Annotated in this window: 23 protein-coding genes; 1 reads left to right on the top strand and 22 read right to left on the bottom strand. The window is 46.9% G+C overall.

The annotated features are described in order from the left end of the window. Positions 1–72: 72 nt before the first annotated feature. The 22 genes from MWG26_RS10615 to gpr all read right to left on the bottom strand — a co-directional run bounded on the left by MWG26_RS10615 (position 73) and on the right by gpr (position 25,305). Positions 73–1,263, bottom strand: a complete 1,191-nt coding sequence (locus MWG26_RS10615) for a stage III sporulation protein AE (RefSeq protein WP_117440641.1) — start codon at positions 1,261–1,263, stop codon at positions 73–75. Continuing rightward, positions 1,260–1,646, bottom strand: coding sequence for a SpoIIIAC/SpoIIIAD family protein (locus MWG26_RS10610; RefSeq protein WP_009005679.1), 387 nt, complete (start codon positions 1,644–1,646; stop codon positions 1,260–1,262). The genes MWG26_RS10615 and MWG26_RS10610 overlap by 4 nt, the downstream gene beginning before the upstream one ends. A gap of 39 nt (positions 1,647–1,685) precedes the next feature. Further along, positions 1,686–1,880 (bottom strand): stage III sporulation protein AC, encoded by a 195-nt coding sequence (spoIIIAC, locus tag MWG26_RS10605; RefSeq protein ID WP_009005678.1) that lies wholly within the window; start codon positions 1,878–1,880, stop codon positions 1,686–1,688. Positions 1,881–1,896: 16 nt separating this feature from the next. Next, positions 1,897–2,415 carry a stage III sporulation protein AB gene (locus tag MWG26_RS10600; RefSeq protein WP_025657587.1) on the bottom strand — a complete coding sequence of 173 codons (519 nt, stop codon included), beginning with the start codon at positions 2,413–2,415 and terminating at the stop codon, positions 1,897–1,899. Continuing rightward, positions 2,400–3,344 (bottom strand): stage III sporulation protein AA, encoded by a 945-nt coding sequence (spoIIIAA, locus tag MWG26_RS10595; protein WP_025657588.1) that lies wholly within the window; start codon positions 3,342–3,344, stop codon positions 2,400–2,402. The genes MWG26_RS10600 and spoIIIAA overlap by 16 nt, the downstream gene beginning before the upstream one ends. Before the next feature lie 797 nt (positions 3,345–4,141). Next, positions 4,142–6,229, bottom strand: a complete 2,088-nt coding sequence (locus MWG26_RS10590) for a polyribonucleotide nucleotidyltransferase (RefSeq protein ID WP_025657589.1) — start codon at positions 6,227–6,229, stop codon at positions 4,142–4,144. A 733-nt stretch (positions 6,230–6,962) separates the two neighbouring features. Next, positions 6,963–7,229, bottom strand: coding sequence for a 30S ribosomal protein S15 (rpsO, locus tag MWG26_RS10585; protein WP_025657590.1), 267 nt, complete (start codon positions 7,227–7,229; stop codon positions 6,963–6,965). A 182-nt stretch (positions 7,230–7,411) separates the two neighbouring features. Further along, the gene (locus MWG26_RS10580) at positions 7,412–9,064 is read right to left on the bottom strand and encodes a Na/Pi cotransporter family protein (protein WP_025657591.1); all 1,653 of its coding nucleotides are present in this window, start codon (positions 9,062–9,064) and stop codon (positions 7,412–7,414) included. Between the two features lie 23 nt (positions 9,065–9,087). Further along, positions 9,088–9,996, bottom strand: coding sequence for a bifunctional riboflavin kinase/FAD synthetase (locus MWG26_RS10575; protein WP_025657592.1), 909 nt, complete (start codon positions 9,994–9,996; stop codon positions 9,088–9,090). 50 nt (positions 9,997–10,046) lie between these two features. Beyond that, positions 10,047–10,955, bottom strand: a complete 909-nt coding sequence (gene truB / locus MWG26_RS10570) for a tRNA pseudouridine(55) synthase TruB (protein WP_025657593.1) — start codon at positions 10,953–10,955, stop codon at positions 10,047–10,049. Between the two features lie 6 nt (positions 10,956–10,961). Further along, complete coding sequence (locus tag MWG26_RS10565) at positions 10,962–11,933, bottom strand: DHH family phosphoesterase (RefSeq protein WP_025657594.1); 972 nt, start codon at positions 11,931–11,933, stop codon at positions 10,962–10,964. A gap of 67 nt (positions 11,934–12,000) precedes the next feature. Then, positions 12,001–12,372 (bottom strand): 30S ribosome-binding factor RbfA, encoded by a 372-nt coding sequence (gene rbfA, locus MWG26_RS10560; RefSeq protein ID WP_009005669.1) that lies wholly within the window; start codon positions 12,370–12,372, stop codon positions 12,001–12,003. Positions 12,373–12,410: 38 nt separating this feature from the next. Beyond that, entirely contained in the window at positions 12,411–15,365 is a 2,955-nt protein-coding gene (infB, locus tag MWG26_RS10555; protein WP_117440642.1) for a translation initiation factor IF-2, read from the bottom strand. Positions 15,366–15,380: 15 nt separating this feature from the next. Then, complete coding sequence (locus tag MWG26_RS10550) at positions 15,381–15,710, bottom strand: L7Ae/L30e/S12e/Gadd45 family ribosomal protein (RefSeq protein WP_044927402.1); 330 nt, start codon at positions 15,708–15,710, stop codon at positions 15,381–15,383. Next, positions 15,691–15,945: an RNase P modulator RnpM gene (gene rnpM, locus MWG26_RS10545; RefSeq protein ID WP_173005521.1), complete on the bottom strand. Its 255-nt coding sequence runs from the start codon at positions 15,943–15,945 to the stop codon at positions 15,691–15,693. Before rnpM ends, MWG26_RS10550 begins: the two co-directional genes overlap by 20 nt. A 44-nt stretch (positions 15,946–15,989) precedes the next feature. Then, entirely contained in the window at positions 15,990–17,213 is a 1,224-nt protein-coding gene (nusA, locus tag MWG26_RS10540) for a transcription termination factor NusA (RefSeq protein ID WP_117440643.1), read from the bottom strand. A gap of 17 nt (positions 17,214–17,230) precedes the next feature. Beyond that, positions 17,231–17,698: a ribosome maturation factor RimP gene (gene rimP / locus MWG26_RS10535; protein ID WP_025657597.1), complete on the bottom strand. Its 468-nt coding sequence runs from the start codon at positions 17,696–17,698 to the stop codon at positions 17,231–17,233. Positions 17,699–18,022: 324 nt separating this feature from the next. Continuing rightward, a complete protein-coding gene (locus MWG26_RS10530) occupies positions 18,023–18,526 on the bottom strand; it encodes a hypothetical protein (protein ID WP_117440644.1) in 504 nt (167 codons plus the stop codon). A 249-nt stretch (positions 18,527–18,775) separates the two neighbouring features. Continuing rightward, positions 18,776–21,022, bottom strand: coding sequence for a DNA gyrase/topoisomerase IV subunit A (locus MWG26_RS10525; protein ID WP_025657598.1), 2,247 nt, complete (start codon positions 21,020–21,022; stop codon positions 18,776–18,778). 17 nt (positions 21,023–21,039) lie between these two features. Then, entirely contained in the window at positions 21,040–22,962 is a 1,923-nt protein-coding gene (locus tag MWG26_RS10520) for a DNA gyrase/topoisomerase IV subunit B (protein WP_025657599.1), read from the bottom strand. Between the two features lie 64 nt (positions 22,963–23,026). Then, complete coding sequence (gene spoIIP, locus MWG26_RS10515) at positions 23,027–24,208, bottom strand: stage II sporulation protein P (protein WP_025657600.1); 1,182 nt, start codon at positions 24,206–24,208, stop codon at positions 23,027–23,029. Positions 24,209–24,324: 116 nt separating this feature from the next. Continuing rightward, complete coding sequence (gpr, locus tag MWG26_RS10510) at positions 24,325–25,305, bottom strand: GPR endopeptidase (RefSeq protein WP_025657601.1); 981 nt, start codon at positions 25,303–25,305, stop codon at positions 24,325–24,327. Between the two features lie 195 nt (positions 25,306–25,500). Here gpr and rpsT point away from each other — a divergent pair, with 195 nt between their 5' ends. After that, a complete protein-coding gene (gene rpsT, locus MWG26_RS10505) occupies positions 25,501–25,764 on the top strand; it encodes a 30S ribosomal protein S20 (RefSeq protein ID WP_025657602.1) in 264 nt (87 codons plus the stop codon). Positions 25,765–25,809 lie beyond the last annotated feature (45 nt).

The following is a 25,809-nucleotide window of genomic DNA, read 5'->3' as shown; positions in this document are numbered from 1 at the left end:
CCCGGCTTAAGCGGCAGTTCCTTATTTTACAATGTACCAGCAAATCGTCTAATCATTCATCAGCTGCTAATTTTACGATGTACTAGCCGTAACGACTGCGATGGTCAAAAGAAACAAAAGCCCCGTAGAAAATACAACCTTCATCAGAAGTTCATATCCCTGGCTGACACTGCTGATACATCCGGTAATCCGTTTATCTGACACCGGCTGAACCAGTGCGGCGGTTAGTTTGTACATCAGGGTCATAAGCGCCATCTGTACAATCGGTATCGCACAGATAGCGATCATAACCGCGGCTCCCGCCATTCCAATCCCGTTTTTGATCAGCACTGCCGTTCCCAACACGACATCCGTTACACCTCCGATTGCGTTGCCGATTCCGGGTATGGCCTCGGCAGTTTTTGTCAGCGCGCTGCGCTTCAAAGCGTCAATGGCCGGAGCAAGCATTCCCTGGATTACATTGATTCCAATTACGCAGGTTACCAGTGTTTTTAAGATCCAGGTCACCATCTTGCTCAGCAGCTCCGCAAACTGAGAAAGATACTCCTCCCCTGCCAGGTAGTTCAGCACCTGCACCATAATATAGATATTTATGACGGGGAGCAGGAATCTTAAAATCAACACCTCCACCACATAGATTAGAAATAACACAATATTATAAAAAATCAGCGAGCTGCTGCTTCCCGAGGCGATGGCGACTGCCAGAAAATAACTGGGGCACAGCACCCGCATAAAATCCAGAAGCGTCTCCAGATGCCCTTCAATGCCGCTCATGGCGATCCTGAAGGCATTCAGGCACATGGTAATCAGCAGTATGTATAATACGTAAAAGCTGATTTCCGACACCTGCCTGTTTTGAAACGCATTTGAAAAATTAGTAAAAATTGCGGCAATCACGGCAATCAGCAGCATATATGCCAGATTCTGGCGGTTATACCTGAATTCATAGGCAAATTGGTCCGATATGAAATCCATAATCAGTTCCCCGGCATTTTTTCCGTCTCCTTCAATTAGAGCGGTAACCAGGCTCTTAAAATCCATTTTTTCTTCCGGAAATATTTTTTGCAGGCTGTTGTCAATCTCTGAAAAATCAAACTCCGAGAACAATTTGCTCTCGGCGCCGCTTTCCACGGCATCATAATCTACCGTATCCTCCGCTGCGTATACCGTCATACAGCCTATCTTGTCCCCTGCCAGGCCAAAAAGAAGTACTGATATCAAAAACGCCAAGGCCCCCAGCCATATCCTTTGCCCCCTTTTCATGCCAGAAACTCCCGGATTGTCTCCAGCAGGGCGAGTAATACCGGCATTCCGAGAGCCAGTATGGTCAGTTTGCTGAAGATCTCGATCTGAACCGCAATGGTCTGATATCCGGCATCCTTACAGACACTTGAGGAAAATTCGGCTATATAGGTGATACCGATCATTTTCAGCATAGTTGCGATATAGCTGGTATCTATCTTGATATACTGATTGACCTGTTCCACCGTCCTTACAAATAGTTCAAGCCTGTCTACAATACAGGCGAAAATAAGGATACTGATGGCCACGCTCATATAAATTCCATATTCTGATTTGCCGCTTTTAAACTGAATCGACAGCAGTGCGCCTATTACGCCGATAATTCCGATCTGAATCATGCTCACATATAAGCTCCCCTTTCGTATTCCTATACACTGCCGCAGCTACAGAGAAAACAATTGTTTAATGGATGTAAACAAATCGTATATGTATGGCAGTACCCATGACAGTACCAGTATCAGTCCCGCAAAGCTTGTAAGAAATGCCTGTTCATCCCGCCCGCTGTGCTTGAGCACCTGGCTCAGAATAGAAACCAGTATTCCGACAGCCGCAATTTTAAATATCAGATTTATGGTCATGGAATCCTCCCGTGAGTTATATTAGTATGACAACCAGAAAAATTCCTCCCATCACGCCAAGACAGTTCCCGATCCTTTTCTTTGCTGCCATCCCTTCTCTTACTTTTTCGATTTCCAGCTCCAGCCTGTTCAGGTAAAGCTGCATTGTCCTGCTGGATGTATCCCCGTCCAGCTGTCCCAGAAATGTTCCCAGCTCTTTCAGCTGTATAGAATGAACGCTCTTGAGATGAAGTTCACTCAGGTTACGGTCTACAGACCGGTTCCATATTTTTGCAAACTCATCCTCCTCGCGCTCTTCTACCTGCCGCTCCATCACACGCAGCCATTTACGGTAAGGCTCCTTTACCCTTACCGCAACTCTTCCGAATATTTCCCCCAGCGGTGCATTGGAGTACTCCAGTTCTCCTTTGAGCATATAAACGATATGCCGGATATAGAGGAGTTTTTCCAGATACCGCTGGAGCTCTGTTCCATAGGCGATCCCCGCCCCTGTCGTTGCCCCTAAAATCAGCAGGCATCCTATAAATCTCTGCATAGCAGGCTCCCCCGTTCGTCATATACTTCCCGCACCTCCCCGGGCCTTTTCTCATTGCCGAGTATGATATAGCGCTCAAACCTGCGTTCTCTGATCAGCCTGCCAAGCACAGGCTTATCCGCTGCCTCAGCCATTGACAGGCCGTGTACGCTGGCAATCATTTTACATCCGCACTGCATGGCATACTCAATAGCATGTACATCCTCCGGAGAACCGATCTCATCTACCGCTATCACCTGGGGGGCCATGGAGCGGATCAGCATAATCATCCCTTCCGCTTTCGGACAGCAGTCCAGCACATCCGTGCGCATACCCAGCTGGTTCTGGGCGACTCCCAGATAGCAGCCCCCGATCTCTGAACGTTCATCCACAACACCCACCGTACATCCCTTTACGTACCTGTTTCCGTCTGATATCTGCCGGATCAGATCCCGTATCAGCGTCGTTTTCCCACAACAGGGCGGTGAAATCACCAGAGTATGGCATACCTGGCGGTTCTTTGTAATATAGGGCATGACCTTGTCCGCACACCCCAGAATCTCATGGGACATTCTTATGTTTACAGAAGAAATATACTGCAGATTCTTCACTTTATTGCCTTCCAGTATAGCCTTTCCCATCACCCCCACGCGATGCCCTCCTTCTATTGTAATAAATCCCTGTCTCATCTCGTGTTCATATGCATACAGTGAATAGTGGCTGATATATTCCAGCGTCTCACGTATCTCCTCCTTAGTGATCAGGTACCTCGTAGACACCCCCGTAGGAAGCAGCCTTTCCTCGTTGTCATAAACCAGAATAAGAGGCTTACCAATCCGCAACCGGATCTCCTGTACCTTTTCAAAATCCAGCCCTTCCGCCTCCACGGCAGACCGGACCGGTTTCGCAAGCACCTGCAGGACCTGCTGTTTTCTGTTAACTGTATTCATCTTGTCCACCTCTTTAAACAATATATGTCCCCATCTCAAATTTATGACTTGAAAATCTGGAGTTGAGTGGGGGCGGGACGCAGATGCAGGCACACATGGGGCGGAAAGGCTTCTGGATGCGGGTTAGGGGGAGTAAAGGGAAAAAACAGAAAAACCGGGACAACCTGCACACATCACGTGAAATCCTGATGGATTTCGCGCGCTGGGTGCAGGAAAATGAGTGATTCGGAATCACGCATTTTGTCCCGGTTTTTCTGTTTTTTCCCTTTACTCCCCCTAACCCGCATCCAGAAGCCTTTCCGCCCCATGTGTGCCTGCATCTGCTTGTGTACTCAAATAAGATGGGTTTCTGAACGGGAATGGCTGGGGAGGTTGTCTGGCTTGAAGAAGCGCTTTTTTAAATGCCTTTTATAATTTCCTATCCCACCTAAATTGCCTAACACTGATGCAAATGTCCGCCTCAGCCAAGCCACATCCGCCTCTCCCGCCAGAGAGCTTCCATGTAGCGGAACAGTTAACGCCTTGATGCGAGCAGCCTTGCCGGATACACCTGACAGTTTCCGGGGGCTTCTAAGTGCGCGGCTGGAAGTACTTACGGTAAAAAAGCAGAAGCGTATAGCTGAGGATTGATTCCGAATCAATCATCAAGGCGGCCTGAGCTGAGAAATCATCAAGATTTCTCAGTGAATGCCGCCGGGCTATACGCTTCTGCTTTTTTACCGTTAGTACTTCCCCGCAAACGGCCAGCCCCCGGAAACTGTCAGGTGTATCCGGGAAGGCGGCCCCATACCAGCGAACTACTCCGCTACATCTCTCATACTGAAACTAAATCTGCCCATTTTGTCTTTTCCTAAGCAGACTACTTTTACTACATCGCCCAGTTTGAGTACGTCTTCTACTTTGTTAATTCTTTCTTTGGAAATCTTGGAAATGTGTACCATTCCTTCTTTTCCCGGCGCAAATTCGAGAAATGCACCAAATTCTTTGATACTGATGACTTTTCCTTCAAATACCTGGCCGGCCTCGAAATCTGTGGTGATGGTTGCAATCATCTTCATTGCCTCATCCATGCCTGCTTTGTCTGTTCCGCAGACGGAGACGGCACCGTCATCAGTAATGTCTATTTTTACACCTGTCTGCTCAATGATCGCATTGATTGTCTTTCCGCGCTGGCCGACTACATCGCCGATCTTCTGCGGATCGATCTGCATCTGTACGATCTTAGGAGCGTATGGGCCTACCTCCGGCCTTGGCTCTGCAATTGTCTTGTTCATGACCTCATCCAGAATATAGGTTCTCGCCTTCTTTGTTGCGGCGATTGCTTCCTCGATGATTGGTCTTGTGAGTCCGTGAATCTTGATATCCATTTGGATTGCAGTGATTCCTTTGTGGGTTCCGGCAACCTTGAAGTCCATGTCGCCGAAGAAATCTTCCAGACCCTGGATATCTGTCAGCACCAGATAATCGTCGTCAGTATCTCCTGTCACAAGACCAGCGGAGATACCGGCTACTGCTGCTTTGATCGGAACGCCGGCAGCCATCAGCGACATACTTGAGGCACAGATACTTGCCTGTGAAGTAGAACCGTTGGACTCAAATGTCTCGGATACCGTACGGATTGCATATGGGAACTCTGACTCACTTGGGAGTACAGGGATCAGCGCTCTCTCTGCAAGCGCGCCATGGCCAATTTCGCGCCGGCCCGGTCCTCTGGATGGTTTCGTCTCTCCTACAGAATAGGACGGGAAATTATAGTGGTGCATATATCTCTTGGAGGTCTCTGCCTCATCGAGTCCGTCAATTCTCTGTGCATCAGACAGCGGCGCCAGCGTTGTCACGGTACAGATTTGTGTCTGTCCACGGGTAAACATAGCTGAGCCGTGAACTCTCGGAATCAGATCGGTCTCAGCAGCCAGATGGCGGATCTGGTCGATTGCACGTCCGTCCGGGCGCTTCTGGTCTTTCAGGATCATCTTCCTTACCGTCTTTTTCTGATACTGGTATACTGCTTCACCAAGCACATCCAGCCATTCCTCGTTCCCGGCAAATGCCTCTTCCAGCTTGGCAGTGATTACACGTATATTCTCTTCTCTTGTCTGTTTGTCGTCAGTAAATACGGCTTCTTCCATCTCTGCCGGAGTAACAATCTCTTTGATTGCTGCAAACAACTCTTCCGGTACTGCACAGCTCTCATAGGAGTGCTTCGGCTTGCCGCACTCTGCGACGATCGTCTCGATAAATGCGATCACCTTCTGGTTCAACTCATGCGCTGCAAAAATAGCATCTATCATCTGATCCTCCGGCACTTCATTGGCACCAGCCTCGATCATAATCACCTTTTCCTTTGTAGAAGCCACGGTCAGCGCCAGATCCGAGATATCTTTTTGTTCTGCTGTCGGGTTAAATACAAACTCGCCGTCTACCAGACCTACCTGAGTTGTAGAGATCGGGCCGTCAAACGGGATATCAGAAATGCTGGTGGCAATAGCTGCACCCAACATAGCTGTCAGTTCCGGACTGCAGTCCTGGTCAACAGACATAACCAGATTTTCCAGAGTCACATCATTTCTATAATCCTTCGGGAACAGAGGTCTCATCGGTCTGTCGATGACACGGCATGTCAGTACGGCATTTTCTGAAGCCTTTCCTTCTCTCTTATTGAATCCTCCCGGAATCTTCCCTACAGAATATAATCTTTCGTTGTATTCTACACTCAATGGGAAGAAATCGATCCCTTCTCTCGGCTTCTCGGATGCAGTTGCAGTACAAAGCACTGTTGTATCCCCATAATGCATTAGAGCAGCTCCGTTCGCCTGCTTTGCGACTCTTCCGATGTCTACACGCAGAGTTCTGCCGGCAAGTTCCATTTCAAACTTTTTAAACATATCATTCTCCTTTTTTTCTATTCACATAATTCGTGGCAGGAGACTCCGAAACTACTGAAAAACACATTAGAATCCGCTAATATCCTTTTCAGTGGTCTCGGGTTTTGCTTTCCTGACCACAATCTTAAATATTATAGCATAGTCGCCCTCTTAAATCAAGAATGAAGTTGGGGAATGAACTTTGGTTTTGGTGCGCGTTTTGGCGCGTAGGGGGACGCTGAAGTCAAGGAACGTCCGGCTCCTGGCGGGGAAATGTCTGCTGGTGAAATGTCCTACAGCTTCTTCGCGCAGCGTCAGGACATTTCACCAGCAGACATTTCCCCGCCAGGAGCCGGACGTTCCTTGACTTCAGCTGTTGCATCCGGGCGGAAGATAAGGCGTCATTCCTTGGTAGGCTTCATAATGTGGGGCAGCGGATTTGTATTGGCTTTTTTGTGCTATATTTATGTTAGAAGTCTGTGTGTTGGAATACACAAAGCCGCACAAATTTAGTTTTGCCACTTCACCATGAAGGAAAATAACTTAAACACCGCCAAATTCACTACTCTTGCCAATTAAATACCGGGAAACCAATTCTATACGCTGCCCCCGTCTTAATGGCATCGGGTCGGTTTTTTTCGTTCTGGCCGGATGAGTCTAGCCGAGGGGGCTGTAAGCCGCAGGCCTCTCGGCGCCTCTCCTCCAAACACAAAAAAGGATCCCCCCTCCCGGGAAGATCCTTGTGGATTTGAGATTATTTTCTTAATCCAAGTCTTTCGATCAAAGTACGGTATCTCTCGATATCTGACTTTTTCAAGTATGCCAGCAGACCACGTCTCTGTCCTACCATCTTAAGAAGTCCTCTTCTTGAGTGGTGATCCTTCGGGTTTGCTTTGAAGTGATCTGTCAGTTCGTTGATTCTTGCTGTAAGAATTGCGATCTGTACTTCCGGAGATCCTGTGTCCCCTTCACTTCTGCCATACTCTGCAATGATTGCCTGTTTCTTTTCCTTTGCGATCATCTTACGTTTCCTCCTTTATTTTCTTTTATAAAACCGCCTGGCATTAAGTAACGGTTGGAGTCTTCCTATTACCGAACACCGGCTGAATTCATACTTTAATAGTATAGCATAACTTAAATCCTATGTAAAGCAATACTTTACGCTATTGTATTCTTCTGCTGTATTCTTTCCGTTCTTCCTTACTATTCTTCTTCATCTTCAGACTCGTCATTGTTCTGCGGCTCCAATATAGCAAATGCAATATTGGTGGCATGATCTGCCACACGTTCCAGCCCGGATATAGTATCAGAGAAAATCATGCCTGCCTCTGGTGAACACTTGCCCTTTGTCAGACGTTTGATATGTGCTTTCTGTAGCTTCTTCTCTCTTTCATCCACCTCGTCCTCCAGCGCCATGACTTCCTGCATGTGTTCCTGGCTGCGGTTGGAAAACATCTCTAAGGAGTATACCAGTGTTTTTTCCACCAGATCCATCATATCCTGGAGCTGCCGGATTCCTTTTTCACTGAATGTGACATGTCTGTCGATCCTCATCTTTGCAGAATCCGCAAAATTCTCCGCATGGTCCCCGATCCTTTCGATATCGTTTACAACGTGGAACAGACCGCCTACCAGCATCGCATCTGCGGTAGGGATCTCCATGCTGTTGATCCTGACCAAGTAGTCGGTAATCTCCCTGTTCAGATAATCAATATACGCCTCCTGCCGGTATACCTCGGCGATCTTTTCCTCATTCAGTGTACAGAGCGCATCCATACCTCTTTTTAGGTTCTCAATCGCCAGGCAGCCCATATGTTCCAGCTCATAGATGCCTGATATAACCGCTGTGGTAGGTGTAATCATCGTACTGTTCCCGATATACTTCAGTTCGTACTCATCATCCGGCGAAGCATCTTTCCCCGGTATAATTAAATAGGTTACCCTGACTACCCATTTCATAAACGGGAAGAGTAAAATCACCTCACATATTTTAATTAAGGTATGAGCATTTGCTACTGCCCTGCCCATATTGCCCCCGGATACCTTCATAATTGCATCCGCAATTGGCTGCAGCGCAAACAATAGCACAATGAAAATTGCGACAGATCCGATGATATTAAATAGGAAATGGATCCAGGCCGCCCTTTTCGCATCTTTTTTGCCCCCCAGGCTGGCAAGAAGCGCAGAGACACAGGAACCCATGTTGCATCCCAGAATAAGATAAAAGCAGATCGTAAACTGTAGAAATCCCTGGGAAGCCAGCAGGATTACGATACCTACGGTGGCCGAAGAGCTCTGCAAAATTGCTGTTATCGCAAATCCAACCAGGATCGCCGCAAAGGGATTGCTTAATGATTTGAGCAGCGCTACGATATGCGGAGATTCACGCAGGGAAGACATGGCATCTCCCATTGTACTCAAGCCCATAAACAGGATACCAAATCCAAGGATCACTCCGCCGATTTTCTTGGTATTCTGTTTTTTGCTGAACATGAACATTACAACGCCGGTGATCACGAACAGAGGTGCAACATCTGATAGATTAAATGCAATCAACTGTCCGGTGATTGTTGTACCGATATTGGCGCCAAGTATTACCCCGGCAGCCTGATAAAGGTTCATAAGCCCGGAATTCACAAAGCTTACAACCATTACTGTCGTCGCGCTGGACGACTGCACAACTGCCGTGAACAAGATACCGACCAGCATCCCCACAAATCTGTTTTGTGTGAAGAACTCCAGAATCGACCTCATCCGTGCGCCGGCAACCTGTTCCAGGCCGTCGCTCATCATCTTCATGCCGAACAGGAATAATCCCAGTCCTCCCAGCAGCAGAAATATTGTCGTTACACTCATTTGTACTTCCCCTAACTCTTTCTCTAGTTTGTCAAGCTTTTCTCCCGAAAATATGCCTTTCCGGATTGGATATCCCGGTCCACCTGCTGTTTCAGTTCTTCCACAGAACAAAACTTTGTTTCCGGTCGCACGAAAGAACAGAATTCCACCATAATCTCTTTGCCGTAGGCATCACCTTTGTAGCCAAAAACAAATACCTCCGCCAGAAGCCTTGGCTCATCTGCCACTGTCGGCTTGATCCCCACATTTCCAATACCGTGATACCACTTGCCGTCCACCAGGATTCTGCAGGTATATACTCCGAATCTGGGCATAATTTTTCGTTCTGTGGGCGCAATGTTCATCGTGGGAAATCCCAGTGTACGCCCCAGCTGCCTCCCATGTTCCACAATCCCCGTCATGTGATAAGGGTATCCCAGCAGCTGGTTTGCAAGCCTGGCATCGCCTTCTTCCAGCGCTTCCCTTACATAGGTGCTGCTGATTTCTCTGTCCCCATACAACTCTTTCTCCACAACATCCAGCCGGTAGCCGTAATTTGGGGCCAGCTCCGCAAGCATACCGGCATCCCCCCGCTTGCCATGTCCAAAGTAAAAATCTGTACCTACGACAATATGGGAGGCGTGTAGCGTATCCACCAATATTTTCTCAATGAATGTCTCCGCTTCCATCTCCCTGATTTCCTTCGTAAAGGGACACTGTATCATACAATCTACCTGCTCTTCCAGGTGCTGTCTGCGCTCCTTGTTTGTAAGCAGTGTTTCTTTCTTCATGTCAAATGCAAATACAACGCTTTTTAATTTTTCTTTCTCCGCGCAATCCCTTACTCTGCTGATCAGTTTCTGATGGCCTCTGTGAAGGCTGTCGAATTTGCCCAGAGTAACGGCTGTTTTTTCAGTTTCCTGATAAGAATTAATATCTGTATAGTACCGCATGTCTTTCCCCGTAATTTTTCCTTTATCACTTGCATGGATATGCCTGCTTATTAATCCGATATGAAAAACATCTTCTCAAGCCGGTATTCCTGTCTTTCAGTAAAGTAACGGTAAACACCTATAAACTGTTTGTTTCGGTCGTACATCCTTACAGATTGTCCGTCCATAAAAACATTCTCTTTTGTCATAAATTCCCGGCGCAGCGGATTTCCGTTATAGGCCAGTGCTTCATACTCCTTTGCCACCACTAATTCAGGTAGTTCCCGGAACATGGCATCTATAGGCGTTACAATGTCCGTAAGCTTCCCCATTTTTTTATATTCCTCAATCTGAGAGAGCTTTAGGCTGTCTTTGATCTCAAAACAGCTTACCTTTGTCCTTCTAAGGGCTTCCATACAGGCACCCGTCCCTGCTTCTCTGCCTATGTCGTGGCAAAGTGTACGAATGTAGGTGCCCTTTGAACAATGAATTTCCATATGTACTCTTGGAAGATCAATTTTGTTTATCTTTATATCGAAAATATGAACCCTTCTTGTTTTCCGTTCTACTTCGATGCCTTCCCGTGCAAGCTCATACAGCTTTTTTCCGTTTACTTTCAGCGCAGAATACATCGGCGGAAGCTGTTCATATTCCCCGATGTACTTTTGTATACACTCTTTTGCAAATTCATCTGTCAGTAATGATGTATCCCGTTCTTCCAGTATTTTCCCTGTAATATCCTGTGTATCTGTCATCTTCCCAAACAACAGTACTGCCTCATAGGTCTTATTCTTATCTGTCAGCATATCACAAAGTTTTGTCGCTCTGCCCAGACATACCGGGAGAACTCCTTCGGCATCCGGATCCAGAGTGCCGGTGTGCCCTATCTTTTTCTGTCCCACGATTCCTCTGAGTTTTGCAACTACATCATGGGATGTATAACCCTTTTCTTTATATACGTTAATAATACCGTTTACCATAAACCGTTATACCTGTGTCTCTTCCTGATCCAGCTGGCGCGCAATCTGGATGCTGACATTATTGATCACATCATGGAATGAGCCTTTCATCGTGAATCCCGCCGCTCTTGCGTGGCCGCCTCCTCCAAAATACTGGGCGATTATGCTTACATCCACCTTACCTTTCGAACGCAGGCTTACTTTATAATTCTGCGTTTCCAGTTCATACATGAAAAGCGCCGTCTCGGTTCCCTGCGTCAGCTTCATCTGGCTGACAATCCCTTCCAAATCGCTCGGCTTCGCACCGTAAAATTCCATTTCTTTCTTACTCACGGCACTTACTATACACCTTTTATCCAAAATCAGAATACTCTCCAAAAGAGCTCTGCCCAGAATCTGATTCTGAATATAGGTCTTTTCATAAAAAGTTTTCTCTATAATATCGTTCCCGTCAATTCCCTTGCGCAGCAAATCTGCCGCTGCCTCCATCGTCTCCGGTGAGGTGCAGGAATACTGAAACACGCCGGTATCATGCGCGATTCCCATGTAGAGAGCCTCCGCCTCAGGTTTGCCGATTTTTTCTTTATCAAGAAGTCCAAATACCAGCTCTGACGTGGAACTGGCATCCGGTACTATATAGTTAATATCCGCAAATGCATCATTGCTAACGTGGTGGTCGATACAGAATGTCTGTTTTGCATTCTGAAACAAGGGCGCTGAAAAACCAAGACGTTTCTCATCGCCGCAGTCCAGGCATATAAACAGATCATATTGCTTTCCCTCCGGAATACAGTTTCTTGCCTCATCCGTCTTCTGAATCAAGCGGTAGGCCTCAGGAATCTCTTCCAGATATATGTCCGTTTCTATTTGAGGATACTGTTCCGTAAGATACAGATAGAGCCCCATACTGGAGCCCACACAGTCCCCGTCCGGACGGATATGCCCGCCCAGCGCTATAGACTGTTTTCCCTTCAGTATCTCAGATAACCCAACTCCCAAAGAGCTGTCTACGGAGTCAGCATTGCAGGCGGATCCGCTTTTAACTGTGGAATAATCTACACTCATATTATTCAGCCTCGTCTTTCAAATCTCTGGTCAGCTCATCAATCTTTTTACTCATATTCACGCCGTACTCAATAGACTGATCCATGATAAACCGGATTTCCGGCGTGTTTCTCATATTAATAGTCCGGGCCAGTTCGCGCCTGATATACCCCTCGGCGCTTTGGAGCCCCTTGATTGTATCCTCCTGTGCCTTCTTGTCTCCCAGCACACTGATATATGCTTTACAGGTCTTCAGGTCAGGAGCCACTTCTACTGCTACAACGGAAGTCATCGGTGCCACACGCGGATCCTTGATGCCTCCCCGCAGTATGTTGCTCAGTTCACGCTGAACCTCTGTATTAATCCGTGTATTTTTAATGCTGTTTTTTCTCATAATTGCTCCTTCACATAGCCGCCGTAAACGAAACGGTTTTATTTTCTTTCAATTTCCACCATCTTGTATGCCTCTACAAGATCGCCTTCTTTAATATCATTAAAGTTCTCGAATACGAAGCCACACTCGTATCCTGTCCTTACTTCCTTCACATCATCTTTAAAACGCTTCAGAGATGCCAGTGGTCCGTCAAAGATTACGATTCCATCGCGTGTAAGGCGTACGGAACAGTTTCTCTCAAATGTTCCGTCCAGCACGTAGGAACCAGCAATTGTTCCGACTCCGGAAGCCTTGAATGTCTGACGCACTTCTGCGTGGCCCAGCACTTTCTCCTCAAAGATCGGATCCAGCATGCCCTTCATGGCAGCCTCTACGTCCTCGATTGCATTGTAGATGACTCTGTACAGTCTCAAGTCTACGCCCTCCCGGTCTGCAATCTCTTTTGCGGTAGCATCCGGCCTTACATTGAATCCAATGATAATTGCATTGGATGCGGAAGCCAGGATTACATCTGACTCATTGATGGCGCCTACTCCACCATGGATAATTTTGATTACCACCTCATCATTGGAAAGCTTCAGCAGGCTTTGTTTCAATGCCTCTACAGAACCCTGTACGTCTGCTTTTACAACGATATTCAATTCTTTCAGGTTTCCTTCCTTAATCTGCGTAAACAGATCATCCAGTGACATTTTCGCCTTTGTATCATCCAGCAGCTTCACTCTGTTCTGGGAAATAAATGTATCTGCAAAATTTCTTGCCTCTTTTTCGGTCTCGCATCCCACAAATACTTCGCCCGCATTCGGCACGTCGTTCAGGCCGAGTATCTCAACCGGCTGGGACGGTCCGGCTTCTTTGACTCTGCGGCCCTTATCATCCATCATCGCCCTGACTTTACCGTGTGCAGAACCCGCTGCGATAGCGTCTCCCACATGGAGCGTCCCCTTCTGTACAAGTACAGTTGCAACGGATCCTTTCCCTTTATCCAACTCTGCTTCGATGATAAGACCTCTTGCAAAGCGGTCCGGATTCGCCTTCAGTTCCATCACCTCTGCTGTCAGAAGAATCATCTCCAGCAGATCTGTAATTCCCTCTTTTGTATGTGCAGATACAGGCACGAAGATGGTGCTGCCGCCCCAGTCTTCCGGAATGAGCTCATATTCTGCCAGTTCTTGTTTTACCCTGTCAATATTTGCGCTTGGCTTATCGATCTTATTGATAGCAACGATAATCTCAATGCCTGCTGCTTTGGCATGGTTAATTGCCTCTACGGTCTGCGGCATTACGCCGTCGTCGGCAGCTACCACCAAAATGGCTATATCTGTGGAGTTAGCCCCCCTCATACGCATGGCTGTAAATGCCTCGTGTCCCGGTGTATCCAGGAATGTGATTTTTTCACCGTTTGCCTCTACTACATAAGCACCAATGTGCTGTGTGATTCCACCCGCCTCTCGGCCAATGACATTTGTATGGCGGATTGCATCCAGAAGCGATGTCTTACCATGGTCAACATGACCCATAACACATACTACCGGAGGACGTTTTACCATAGCGCCTTCGTCTTCTTCCTCTTCTTTGAGAAGTTCTTCAATTACATCGATCACGACCTCTTTTTCGCAGAGAACGTCAAATTCCATTGCGATTTCTTCTGCTGTGTCATAGTCTACTTCCTGATTCACCGTAACAACTTTACCCTGAAGGAAAAGTTTTTTAATAATTACGGCAGGTACGATTTTCATCTTATCAGCGAGTTCCTTGATTGTCAGAACCTCCGGAAGCACAATTTGTTTGATCTCTTCTTTCTTCTCAACTGGTTTCGGCTGCGGTTTTACAACCTCCACAGCAGGTTTCTGGCGTTTGCCCTTTTTGTTCTTGCTGTCAAAGTCACCGTCTTTATATTCTTTTTTCTTATAGTCTTTCTCTTTATCTTTTGCTTTATTCCTCTGCACCTTCTGTTGTTCTACTAATGGTGTTGGAATAGCATCTCTGTCGTCCCTTCTGCTGTCACGGCGTTCCGTACCTCTGGACGGGACGTTGCCAGTGCGCTGGCCGCCGCCCACATTTCTGCCGCCCTGGCCGCCATAATTTCTGTCTCCGCCCTGGTTATTATAGCTTCTTTCTCCGTTCTGGTTTCTGCCGAAGTTTCCGCCCTGTCCACCAGCCGGCCGCTGGCCGCGGTTGTTGTTGTATCTCTGATTTTGGTAACCGGAATTTCTCTGGTCAGAGGAATTGCCGCCATTTTGTCTTGTCTCCTGTGAAGACATAGAACCAGAATTTCTCTGGTTGCCCTGATATGGCTGACGCTGTCCTCCCTGATAAGCCGGACGCTGTCCTCCTTGCGGACGCTGTCCCTGTGAATTTCCTGCCGGGCGCTGTGACGGTGCGGAGCCTGTTGGACGCTGGCCTGATACATTTCCTGCCGGACGCTGTGCCGGTGCTGTGCCTGCCGGGCGCTGGCCTGGTACATTTCCTGCCGGACGCTGTGCCGGTGCCGTGCCTGCCGGGCGCTGGCCTGGTGTATTTCCTGCCGGACGCTGTGACGGTGCCGGGCGCTGACCTGGTGTATTTCCTGCGGGGCGCTGTACGGGTGCGGAACCTGCCGGGCGCTGGCCTGACGCTGCCGGGCGCTGGCCAGGGGCTGAACCCGCCGGACGCTGGCCTGAATGACCGCCCTGCGGGCGCTGGCCCTGGCGCCCTCCCTGCTGCATGCGGCTCCCGCTCTTAGAATTTTGCGGACGGAACACCTGCACGATATTCTTCTTTTTGGGCGCTTCTTCCGCCGGTTTTGCCGCTTCGGCAGGCTTATCTGCCTCTACGGGTCTTCCTGCATCCGCGCTTTTCTTAACATTTTTTCTGATGTCATTTACTACATTGTCTTCCAGTGAACTCATATGGGTCTTCACCTCTACATTCTTCTTTTCCAGCATATCCATCAGTTCTTTATTGTCCATTCCCAGCTCCTTGGCCAGTTCGTGTACTCTCATTTTCGTCATATTCAACTACCTCCCTTATGCAATTGTATTGTCTTTCGTTTCAAAATGTTTTCGAATTCCTTTTGCAAATCCTTCGTCCAATATCGCCAGAGATGCACGGAACTCTTTTCCCATTGCATGCCCTAAGGTATCTTTATCTGCGTAAAAATAAATTGGAACCTTATAAAATTCACACATATCACGAAACTTCTTTTTCGTGTTGTCCGACGCATCGTCAGCGACAATCACAAGCGCGGCTTTCCCCGACTTCACTTCCTTTTCCGTCATAAACTCACCGCTCACTGTCTTTCCTGCCTTAGTAGCAAGCCCGACCAGAGATAAAGCTTTACTCTGTATCAATCTCATTCATCTCCTTTTCCAGGCGCTCATATACTTCCGCAGGAATTGCCTGCTTAAAAGAACGCTCCAGCCCTTTGTTCTTCACTGCTTTCAAAAAACAATCTTTTGAGCAGCACAGATAGGCGCCGCGCCCATTCTTTTTTCCGGTAGCATCCAGTACAAATTCTTCTTCTGTAGTGCGCAGAACGCGCAGCATCTCTTTCTTCGGCTTCATCTCGCCGCAGCCAACGCATTTGCGCATCGGTATCTTCCTATTGCTCAATTATTCCACCTCTCATAAGGTTATTATTCATCTTCGGTCTCGATGAATTCTATTTCCCCATAGTCTTCAACAGACGGTTCTTCTGTATCTTCCACAAACGGCTCTTCATAGTCTACTTCATACTCCTGCGGATACTCTTCCTCGTAACTGCCATCGTAGCCTTCTTCCATCATCGCCATCTGTTCCATATAATCTTCAGGAAGTTCTCCTGACTCAATTGCCTGCGTTTCACTCTTAATATCGATTTTATATCCGGTCAAGCGCGCCGCAAGCCTTGCATTCTGGCCTTCTTTTCCGATTGCCAGCGACAACTGGTAATCAGGTACGATTACGCTTGCCGCTTTTTCATCCGGATCCGCCATAACAGAAATCACCTTGGCCGGGCTCAGTGCATTTTCAATCAATAAAGCCGGGTTATCGCTCCAGTTGATAATATCGATCTTCTCTCCACGCAGCTCGTTGACAACCGCGTTGACTCTTGCCCCGTTCATCCCGACACATGCTCCTACAGGATCTACATTTTCATCGTTAGACCATACAGCCATCTTTGTACGTGATCCGGCTTCACGGGCAATGCTCTTGATCTCCACCGTGCCATCCTTTACCTCTGCCACTTCCGCCTCAAACAGGCGCTTCACGAGTTCCGGATGGGTTCTGGACACCAGGATCTTTGGTCCCTTCGGTGTGTTCTTGACCTCTACTACGTATAGTTTAATTCTTTCAGTCGGCTTAAATACCTCGCCTTTTACCTGTTCATTCTCCGTCAGCATGGCGTCTGCTCTTCCTAGGTTGATGCTGATATTTCTTCCCACATAACGTTGAACAATTCCAGTCACAATATCTTTTTCTTTCTCAAAATACTGATCGTACACAACCTTACGTTCTTCTTCCCTGATCTTTTGAAGAATGAGGTTCTTTGCATTCTGGGTTGCGATTCTCCCGAAGGACTTTGATTCGATCGGGATCTGCGCGATATCTCCGATCTGGAGAGCCGAATCAATCTGTTCTGCATCCTCCAGGCTGATTTCCAATGCCGGGTCAAATACTTCCTCAACCACTTCTTTTTCGGCATATACTGCATAATCGCAGGTTTCACGGTCCATGATCACCTTGATATTCTCAGCCGTCCCAAAATGGTTCTTACACGCACTGATAAGAGAATTCTCGATTGCATCCATCATTGTATCTTTACTGATGTTTTTTTCCTGTTCAAGAATATTCAATGCTTCCAATAATTCTGTATTCATTATTATTTCCTCCTAAATTAAAAATCCAAAGCCAAACGGATAAGCGCAATTTCACTTTTATCAAATACCTGTGACGTTTCATCCTCATACTCTATCGTCACAGTGTCTTTGTCGTAATCCTTCAAGATTCCAACGAATTCTTTCTGTCTGTTGATGGCCCGGTATGTTTTTATTTCGACCTCTTCACCCAGACTGCGTTTAAAATCTTTTTCTTTCTTAAGCGGCCTGCCCAGCCCTGGGGAACTCACCTCAAAAATATAAGTATCTTCAATATAATCCTTTTCATCCAGAATATCTGAGAACTTCCTGCTGACTGCCTCACAGTCATCCACGGTAATCCCCCCCGGCTTATCAATATAAGCACGCAGATACCACGTTCCGGCCTCTTTTACATATTCTACATCCACCAGTTCAAACCCGAACTCCGTAACAATCGGTATCATAAGTTCCTCGGTCTGCTGTTCATACTGTTCTCTTCTCGACACACTAAACTTCCTTTCTCTGCATTGTTTTTTATACTTATTGAACTGCCTATGTTCAACAAGGTAACAAAACTGTTATAATAAGCTTTCCGGTCATAAGCGGTTTTGTATAAACTGCGATGCTGCATCCTTAGCAACAAAGAAGAGTGAACTTTCGTTCACTCTTCTGCCGGGTTCCTTATGTAACTATCATTGAGTATAACACCTTTTTTTGGTAAATGCAAGGAGGATTTCAAGAAATAACATTGTCCTATTGGCTCCATGCCGTGCAGCGGAGTGCACGGCATGGTCTGAACAGTTACTGTTACATCGTAAAATAAGTAGCTCCTACAGTTCGAGCATTCTTTCCAATCTATCAACTCTAAGCTTTAAGCTGCCCATTTGATATGACCTGACTTCTGCTCTCAGCTGGCTCATCTCCTTCTTTACTTCATTGTAATGTCTTGTACCAATCTCCTGTACTCTGTCTACTTCGGTAAGAACGTTGTTCTCAACTTCCCTTAAGTCAGCTTTGGTAGGCAGCTTAGCAATTACTTTCCATATACAGGCTATATCGTCCTTTGTCGCCATATTTACTATGTCGTCCTTCGTCGCCATATTCGCTATGTCGTCCTTTGTCGCCATATTCGCTATGTCGTCCTTCGTCGCCATATTCGCTATATCGTCCTTCGTCGCCATATTCGCTATGTCGTCCTTTGTCGCCATATTCGCTATGTCGTCCTTCGTCGCCATATTCGCTATGTCGTCCTTTGTCACTAAATTCGTTTTAAATTCATCAAATTTAGTATCCATCATATCCGATATTGCATTTAATAATTCTTTTTCTACCATAAAATAACATCCTTTCGTTGTGATTTTTTCCCTTAAATACGCCATATTGTTTGATAAACATACCTTGTACCCCAACATACCTTATGTAATTACGCCGTTAGACTCCATCTACGTTTTGACATCTCAACGCAATTACCAGATTATATCCCAAGATCGTAAGACAATTATAATATGTGCCGTATTTACAAACAAGCAGTTTGTAGTTCAATTTTATGGCAGTCACTATAAAATGTTTGTATAAATCAAGCTCTAATTACGGCTCTTTGTCCCCAGAGTATCTCTTCTAGCCTGTCTCAGCCGGTTCAGTGTCACTTCTTTTTCACCATAGACAATCTTCTGTTCCGTTCCTTCTTCAAACAAGTACACGTTCTCCAGCTCATCTTTTTTCTGGAGCTTAATTCCTCTAACGCCAACCGCACCCTTCTTTTTCTCCGGGATATCATCTGCCGGGAATCTCAGGAAATATCCTCCTTTTGTCTGAAGGACGATATTTTGGTTTTCGGTTACTACGCTAACATGAATCAGTGCATCTTCATCCTGCAGCTTTGTGGCTGCTATGGTCCGCTTTGCCACTTGGAACTCCGTTCCTTCTACCTTTTTGATCATACCCTGTTTTGTGGCAAACAGCAGTTTTGCAAAACGCATTTGTTCAGCATCACAGACCATGACGATCTGCTCTTCGCTGCTGGAATAGTTTGTCAGGTTATCAATCGGAGTCCCTTTGTCTCTGAACTTTCCGTAGGGCAGGTCCAGAACCTTGGCCTGATGCATTTTGCCCGTATCGGTGAAAATACAGATTTTACCGGTGTTCATGCAGTGGACTACGTACTTATTCTCGCTGTCAGCCGCCTCTTTGTTCCGTTCGTAAGTAGTGACATCTACGGTCTTTGCATATCCAAAGCGGTCCATTAGGAATACCACTTCCTGTTCTTCTATTTTCTTTTCCTCGAAAACCGCTTCCTCCGCGTTCTCGATTGCGGTGCGGCGTTTTCTGCCATATTCTTTCTTATAAGAATCCAGCTCTTCCATAATCAGATTCGCCATGGAGTCGTAATTGTTCAGTATATCCTCATAGAGCGTAATATTTTTCAAGGTCTCTTCGTGCTCTTTCTGAAGGGCCTCGATCTCCAGGCCGATCAGCTTGTAGAGACGCATTTCCAGGATTGCTGTCGCCTGACGCTCAGTAAACCTTAGAAGAGCGGCCATTTTTTTGGAAATACTGGACTTGAATTTGATATTCTCGGTCACACCGCTTACCAGGCAGGCACGGGCATCTTTTACAGATTTACTTCCACGCAGGATCTCTATGATCAGGTCGATGACATCGCAGGCTTTGATCAGGCCTTCCTGCACTTCACTCTTTTCCTGCTCTTTGGCAAGCATGGTGGTGTACTTTCTTGTCATCAGCTCAAACTGGAAATCCACATGATGTTCAATGATTGCTTTGAGTCCCAGCGTCTCAGGTCTGTCATTGGCTACCGCCAGCATGTTTACGCCAAAGGTATCTTCCAGCCTTGTCTTCTTGTAGAGCATGTTTTTCAGGTTCTCAACATCCGCCCCTTTTTTCAGCTCCAGTACAATCCGGATACCTTCCTTAGAAGACTGGTTTGAAATGTCCACAATATCACTGGTCTTCTTGGACTCCACCAGACCACAGACATCATTCAGGAACTTTCCGATACCGCTTCCGATCATGGTATAAGGGATCTCTGTTATTACCAGCAGTTTCTTGCCGCCTTTTTGTTCCTCTACCTCTACTTTTCCCCGGACTTTGATCTTGCCCTGCCCAGTCTCATAGATGTTCAGCAGGTCGTCTTTGTTGACAACGATGCCTCCGGTCGGAAAATCAGGGCCTTTCATATATTTCATCAGTTGTTTTGTGCTGATCTGGTCATTCTTCATATATGCCTTTACGGCGTCCAGCACCTCGCAGAGATTATGGGTGGGAATGCTGGTTGCCATTCCCACTGCGATTCCCTCCGCCCCATTAATCAGGAGGTTGGGTACACGCACCGGAAGCACAAGCGGCTCTTTTTCGGTCTCATCAAAGTTTGGCCCAAAATCGATAATATTCTTGTCCAGATCCCCCAGATAAGCCTCCTGGGTAAACTTGGCCAGCCTGGCCTCTGTATAACGCATGGCGGCAGCCCCATCCCCCTCGATGGAACCGAAGTTACCGTGTCCGTCTACAAGAATCATTCCTTTTTTGAAATCCTGCGCCATGACCACAAGCGATTCGTATATGGAACTGTCTCCGTGGGGGTGGTACTTACCCATGGTATCGCCTACGATTCGGGCGCACTTCCTGTAGGGTTTGTCATAACGGATACCAAGTTCATACATGTCGTACAGGGTCCTGCGCTGCACCGGCTTCAGTCCGTCCCTCACATCCGGCAGGGCTCTGGCAATGATCACGCTCATGGCGTAATCGATATACGATTTTTTCATAACCTCGGAATATTCGGTTCTGATAATCTGTGATTCACTACTGCTCATTCTCTATCTCCTCTTACCTATATATCAAGCTCTGCATCCGCAGCATTTTCGTAGATAAACATGCGGCGCGGCGGCACCTCCGTGCCCATAAGCATCTCCGTCACACTGGATGCCATCCGCGCATCCTCGATCTCGACGAGTTTGAGGAGCCTTGTCTCCGGATCCAGTGTGGTTTCCCAAAGCTGCTGCGCATCCATCTCTCCCAGACCTTTGTATCTCTGCAGGGTAAATGGGCCGTCATGTGTCTTTCTGTATTTCTCCAACGCCTTATCGTCGTACAGATACTCTTCCTCCCCCTTCTTCGGCATGACCTTATAGAGGGGCGGCATTGCAATATAAACATGTCCCTCATAGATCAGTTCCGGCATAAAACGGTAGAACAGCGTCAGAAGCAGCGTGGATATATGCGCGCCGTCCACGTCGGCATCGGCCATGATGATGATCTTATCGTAGCGCAGTTTGGAGATATCAAAATCGTTGCCGTATCCTTCGGAAAACCCACAGCCAAATGCGTTGATCATCGTTTTTATCTCCGCATTCGCCAGCACCTTATCGATGCTTGCCTTTTCCACATTGAGAATCTTGCCCCGGATCGGCAGGATAGCCTGGTAATTCCTGTCCCTGGCCGTCTTTGCAGATCCTCCGGCGGAATCTCCCTCCACGATAAATATCTCGCATTTTTTAGCATCCCTGCTTTCACAGTTTGCCAGCTTTCCGTTGCTGTCAAAGGAGTATTTCTGCTTTGTCAGAAGATTTGTCTTTGCCTTTTCCTCTGTTTTGCGGATCTTAGCCGCTTTTTCTGCACAAGAAAGTACCGACTTTAAGGTTTCCAGATTTCTGTCGAAGTACAGAACAATCTCGTCTCCGGTTACTTTACCGGTAGCTTTGGCAGCATCGGGGTTGTCCAGCTTTGTCTTGGTCTGGCCTTCAAATCTCGGATCCGGGTGTTTAATGGATACGATGGCAGTCATCCCGTTACGGATATCTGCACCTGTAAAGTTGGCATCCTTCTCTTTAAGAATGCCTAATTCCCGAGCGTACTGATTCATAACCGTTGTAAACGTGGTCTTAAATCCAGTGAGATGCGTTCCGCCTTCTGCATTATAGATATTGTTGCAGAATCCCAGAACATTTTCGTGGAATTCGTTCACATACTGCAGTGCGACTTCGACCTCAATTCCTTCTGATTCTCCTTTATAATAAATCGGCTCATGGAGGGTTTCCTTTTTCTGATTCAGGTCTTTTATGAATCCGAGGATTCCGTCCGGTTCATGATAGACGATGTGCTCCGGTGATTCCAGCCTTTTATCGTCAAATATAATCGTCAGTTCCGGATTCAGGTAAGCAGTCTCGTGCAGGCGGCTCTTTACCTCCTCGGCCCGGAACCTGGTTTTTTCAAAGATCGTATCATCCGGCAGGAAATTAATCTTGGTGCCGGTCTTTCTTGATTTACCGATCACTGGAAGCAGGCCATCCTCCAGTTCAATCACCGGAATACCTCTCTCATATCTGTCATGATGGATCTGGCCCTCCCTGCTGACCTGCACGTCCATATAGGCGGACAATGCATTTACTACGGAAGACCCAACACCATGGAGGCCGCCGCTTGTCTTATAGGCAGAATCGTCAAACTTGCCCCCTGCATGCAGTGTGGTGTATACAATCCGCTCCGCAGACACCCCTTTTTTGTGCATACCGACAGGGACGCCCCGGCCATTATCCTCAATGGTGGCCGAGCCGTCCTTTTCCAGTGTGACATGAATCTGTGTACAGTAACCGGCAAGATGTTCATCCACAGCGTTATCTACAATCTCATAAATCAGATGATTCAGGCCTTTTGTTGAAACGCTTCCTATATACATACCGGGTCTTTTTCTGACCGCTTCAAGTCCCTCTAATACGGCAATACTATCCGCATCATATGTATTTTTATTTCCCATGTGTCTCTCTCCTTTTTACATTCATTTCATATTATCACAAAATGTAGGGTTATTCAAATAAAAGTTATTCCGTCAGTACATGATGTAGTGTATCAGCCAGAACTTCCATGGCATTCATCATTTCTTCTACCGTATTTGTCTGTGCTCCCGCTTCAACCAAAAGGGATTTCGGCACCAGATGAAGGTTGTATCTGTAGCCCCCCAGATAGATATGCCTGGCGAATCCCGGATAATTGCTCTCGGAAGCAAGCTCCATCTGCAGGGAAAACGCCAGATTATCCTGTATATAAGGATTATAAAGGTAGGCGATGTCGCCATTTGTCCTGGTGCGGCTCAAGCCGTTAAAATACATGATCTTAGCCGTTGGTTTCCCGTTTATCTCTGTGACCAGATGGGTGTCTTCCGCCACACCGTCCCGGTGAAGGTCTATGACCACCTCAACCGACGGGTTGGCCTCCAGAATCGGACGTATGGATGCCTCCGCATTTTCATAGGCATTGCTTCTGTCGAGCTGTCCATTGATAATATCATAAACACCAGTATCATGGATCGTCTCAATTCCTTTTTCATTTAAGAGTTTTGTCAGATACTCACCTACTCCCACAATACTCGTATTCGTATCTCCAGGCGTGGAGTCCACAAACGTTTCCTGAGAGTGGGTATGGAATATCAGGACTTTCGGACCGCCGGTACTCTGGTCAATCTTCATGCTTCTGCCGAGCAGGTCATCCACATTCAACTGCTCCGGCCCGATCATCGTGGTACTATCCACGATATAAAAATTGCTGATCAGATAATCAAAATCCCGCAGCCTTTCAATCGACATGTCGATCGGAGACTGTCCCTGCTCCACGGCAGGTTCCTGAGCTGCCGCCGTTTTGTTCCCTATCAGATTCCCGTTTTCATCTATCATATTCTCATCATTGGCCTGATTTTCCAGAATCTTTGCGATCGTCTCCTCATCCTCCATCACAGAATCATAGGGCTGCTTCTGCTCCACATATTGTATCAGCGGGAGCCATGACATCGCATTTTTCTTGATCCACTGAACGGCCGTGGGTCCCGGGTCCTCTTTCAGATAAGCCAGGCCCGGCATGTACATTTCCTCCGTATATTTCAAAACAGCCTCCTGGCTGTCATATCTCCATTCCTTCATAATACCTTTTCCGCTAATGCAGAGCAGGCAGATACATACTATCCCTCCGATGACAGTAAGCGCCACCCGTATGAATGCCGATTGCTTCATAAACCGCCTTCTTTCAAAAGTAATATTCCAGTGACAGGTGTAAGGGGGTCAGACCCCTCCGTCGGAGGGGTCTGACCCCCTTACACACTTTCATATATATGAGCCTTGTTTACTTATTATGCCTGCCCTGCATTGGTAAACAATATGTTCAGCCCCTCCGAGATGGTATAACTGATCTGCTTTACCATTTCATCTACGTCTTTCGGGGTCATAAACATTCCGTTCAGATGAGGGGAAATCAATTCTTTTACCAGCTCATACTTCTCCGCAGCGCTGTAAGTGCGCAGCACATCTCCCACGCCCTTTAACATTTCAGAGGTCTCCAGCGCGTTGATCAGATTCTCCATCGTGTCATTCACTATGGTTGCCGCATCAACAACCGTCGGAACACCAATACCGATTACAGGAACTCCTAGTGATTCCTTCGTCAGTCCATTACGGTGGTTGCCCACCCCGGAACCCGGATGGATACCCGTATCTGCGATCTGCACGGTTCGGTTTAGCCTTCTGCTGTTTCTGGCCGCCAACGCGTCTATGGCTATTACCAGATCGGGGCTGGTTTCCTCCACTACTCCTTTGACAATCTCTACTGTCTCCATCCCGGTCTGCCCCATGACACCCGGTATTATGGCGCTGACCAGATTGGCATGTTCCATTCCCATAGCATATTTTCCGTATTCTTTCACGATATGCCGTGTCACACATAAGTTCTCCACGACATATGGTCCAAGCGCGTCCGGCGTCACCTGACGGTTTCCAAGCCCTACGATCAGAACAGATAAATCTTCTTTGTCAAGCAGTCCCAGCTTCTCTATCAATTCCTTAATGTAACCAGAAAGTTCTTCCGAAATCTCCCTGTGATACCCTTCATCCGGTACACCCAGATTCGGCGCCTCCACAGTAAGGTAAGTACCGACCGGCTTGCCCATGACCTTGGCGCCCTTTTCTGTCTCAATGCGTACCCGTGAAATACGTATTTCACGTTCTTCATCAAATTCCTCCTCAAGAACAACCCCCTGAACCTCCACGTTGTCTGATTCAAACCGTTCTTTCTCCTCAAGCGCAAGGTCAGTCCTAATACTATACTTTTCCACCATCTTCAAGTCCTCACTTTTCCATAACATCATTTGAATTTACAGGTAGTTTTTGCAATATTTTGAGAAATATGTATTGACAACCTTTGTTCCTTAGCATAAAATAAATGAGTATGTTCCGTTTAAACGTCCGTGTCCGATTTTAACGGAATCATGAATTCACTATTTGAAAATTTCACATATTTGGAGGTGTACAGATTGGCTAACATTAAATCTGCTAAAAAAAGAATTTTAGTTAACGAAACAAAGGCTGCAAGAAACAAATCAATCAAATCTAAAGTAAAGACATCCGTAAAAAAAGTTGAGACTGCAGTGGCACAGAAAGATGCAGCGGCTGCTAAGACAGCATTACAGGCTGCAATCGCTGAGATTTCTAAGGCTGGAAGCAAAGGTGTTTATCACAAAAACACAGTTGGAAGAAAGATTTCCCGCTTAACCAAAGCAGTTAACGACATTGCATAATAGATAAAAAGCAAAGCATCCGCTCCCGTCAGGCGGGTGTTTTTT

Source organism: Faecalicatena contorta, from assembly GCF_022835095.1.
Classification (GTDB): domain Bacteria; phylum Bacillota; class Clostridia; order Lachnospirales; family Lachnospiraceae; genus Faecalicatena; species Faecalicatena contorta.
Note: the sequence above shows the minus strand (reverse complement) of the source record. Positions and strands in the feature narration are given on the sequence as shown.